This is a genomic window from Phormidium sp. CCY1219, from assembly GCF_035615515.1.
In the GTDB taxonomy this organism is placed as follows: domain Bacteria; phylum Cyanobacteriota; class Cyanobacteriia; order Cyanobacteriales; family Laspinemataceae; genus CCY1219.
Map to the genome: position 1 here is coordinate 1 of NZ_JAJENT010000545.1, position 2,322 is coordinate 2,322.

1 protein-coding gene is annotated in these 2,322 nt (G+C 57.0%); it reads right to left on the bottom strand.

Going from position 1 to position 2,322, the window contains the following annotated elements; all coding sequences use genetic code 11:
* Positions 1-351 precede the first annotated feature (351 nt).
* Entirely contained in the window at positions 352-2,142 is a 1,791-nt protein-coding gene (locus tag LKK83_RS14820; RefSeq protein WP_324631969.1) for a hypothetical protein, read from the bottom strand.
* Between the last annotated feature and the right edge of the window lie 180 nt (positions 2,143-2,322).

A 2,322-nucleotide genomic window follows, 5' to 3' on the forward strand; every position in this document is an offset into this window, starting at 1 on the left:
TCTTTAGGGACTGTGTTCCTTGCCCCGCTTACGTTTCAGGCATTTACCCTCCACTTTTGCGGGAACGAATCGCACCTGCCAATAATACTATACAGCTTTATTATCCTCTAAAGTTGCCCTTCCCGTTCCAACTTCTGTGCGCTTTGTCTTCCATTTGCGCGATTGACTGGCTCGCCAATCCTTGCACCCCATTGAAATCTGACGCCTCATATTACCATACGTTCCCCCCCTCCTCGGGCAAAAAGCCCCGCCCCCTCGGATGGGTGCGGTGCGTGACCCCCGGATTGGATTGGGTGGATGCTACCGGGGATGGGGTTGGGGGCGTCACGCACCCTACGGTGGGTTGGGGTCTTACCCGATTAATGAGTGGCGCATCCAATCCCAGAGTCTGACCACCAGTTCTTCGACGCGAACCATGAGGCGATCGAGCCAGTGCAACACTACCTCTAATGGGTGCTTGATGTATTCCACCTGTAGCACTTGCGCCTCTATCCAGTTGGGGGCGGAGTCGGACTCTTCGGCGGGCGGTACGGTGACGGTGGGGGTGGTGGCGCGGGTGGCGGGTTGTACGGCGGAAACGGATTCTAGATGTGGCGCTGCGGTTGGTCGGCTACTCGGTTCGGGGGCTTTCCGGGGGCTGGCGGGGGGGGCTAAGGGAAAATCGCTGAGGAATTTGGCGATCGCCCGGGTTCCCCACACCTGGCTCAGGGTAAGCGGGGGTTTCGGGTTCTCGGGGAATTGCTCCTTTTCTAGGCCAGATTTTTCGCGGATGGGGTTGACATTTTGGAATTTTTGTGCTATTGCAGGTCGATTCGCTGTCGGCCCATTCCCGGAAAGGGGGGGCGCGGTTGGCGAGGGGTTGTCTAACTTTGCTCTCGCTTCTGGCCCTAGGGGGTTGCTGGGGTCTTCGCTAAATAAATAGTCGATCGCGGTTTGAATCAAAAGCTGAATTTTCAGCAATGCGCGGGGATTTTCGCTGTCAAGGGATCCGGCGTCGGGGTTGAGATCGGGGTCGGTGACGAGGGCGATCGCCCATTTCTGAATCGTCTGCATCAGGGACTCAGTGCGGTCCGCAAGGGCAATCCCGACGCCGGATCCGGGCGGTAACTCCATCCCTTCTAACCGCGCCACTGCACCATCTACCACCAACAAGGCGGCTTGAATTTGCCGATGAATCCCCTCTGTGTGCGGTTGCGCTTCCTCTACCGGCGCTTGCGGGGGGACTTCGTTCATCCCGCTGGGTTGCAATACTAAGCCGGAATTTTGCCACGCATTTTCGAGGCTATTTAAGGCGCGATCGAGGGAATTCCCCAGTTGCGCAAACCCAAATCCTCCCCTCGGTGGGGCGGGTAATGTTTTCCCGGAACTCTCCCCCGAAAGGGTGGGGGCGGTTTTCTTCGGTTGTTTGAATTGCGGATTGTCTCCGTGACCCCCGGCGGCTAATTCCCACTGAATTCTCGCCTGCAATTGTTCTTGCTGGGCGGGGGTGAGGAGATCGAGAATCTGATTTCCCGGGGTGACGAAGACTAAGCGGCGGGTGTCTAGCTGAGTGGCGATCGCGCGTACCACCACGCTTCCTCCCTGCTTCTCAGTTTCCTGGAGGGCGGTGGCGGATTTTTTCTGCAACCCCCTGGCGCGAGAAACATGCTGCAGCGCCAATTTGCCCGGGGCGGCGATTTTTTCCGCCACGGCGCTCATCCACTGTTTCCATCCTCCCCAACCGGGAAATTTCCCCGAGGCGGGGGTGGAAGTCTCGGGATTGTCCCTGGGTTCGGTTGCGGCGATCGGGGAGACAATCGCCACCGGATCGCCACTGTTTTCCCCTACGGTGGATTCGCGGATTTCTACGGCGCTCAATAGGCGATCGATGGCGCTGTCTACACTGGGGGAAGGGGGTTCTTCTGTGGCTGCGCCACCCAGGTTTTTCCCGCTGTCGTCCCTGGATTGCACGCTTCCTTTCAGTTGCTTCCCGATGAAGCGGGTGGCTTGATACGCCGCATACAGGGGAATCATCGCCAAATGCGCGCCAGAAGCGGCGATCGCTTTGAGCTGCTGCTTCGCTTTCTCCAGATGTTTCGCCACTTGGCGCGATCGCCGATCGAGAAAATTAAATAATTTGCTTTGATATCGCTCGGAAGACATATCTTTTTTATTTTAGATTTGTTTAGGGCCTAGGGTGCGGGTGTCGTAAGAGGCGAGAAACCGACTTTCTTTCCTCAAAATTGACTTATGATAACCTCCGATCCGTTTGGAAACCCCCGTGCTTTAGCCGGGGGAGGAAAAACGAACTTGCGGCTTTAGCCGCCGTCAAAACTATATTGA

Bases quoted from the DNA above. Each gene is read 5' to 3' on its own strand.
- LKK83_RS14820 (WP_324631969.1), bottom strand. From the start codon at position 2,142: ATGTCTTCCGAGCGATATCAAAGCAAATTATTTAATTTTCTCGATCGG.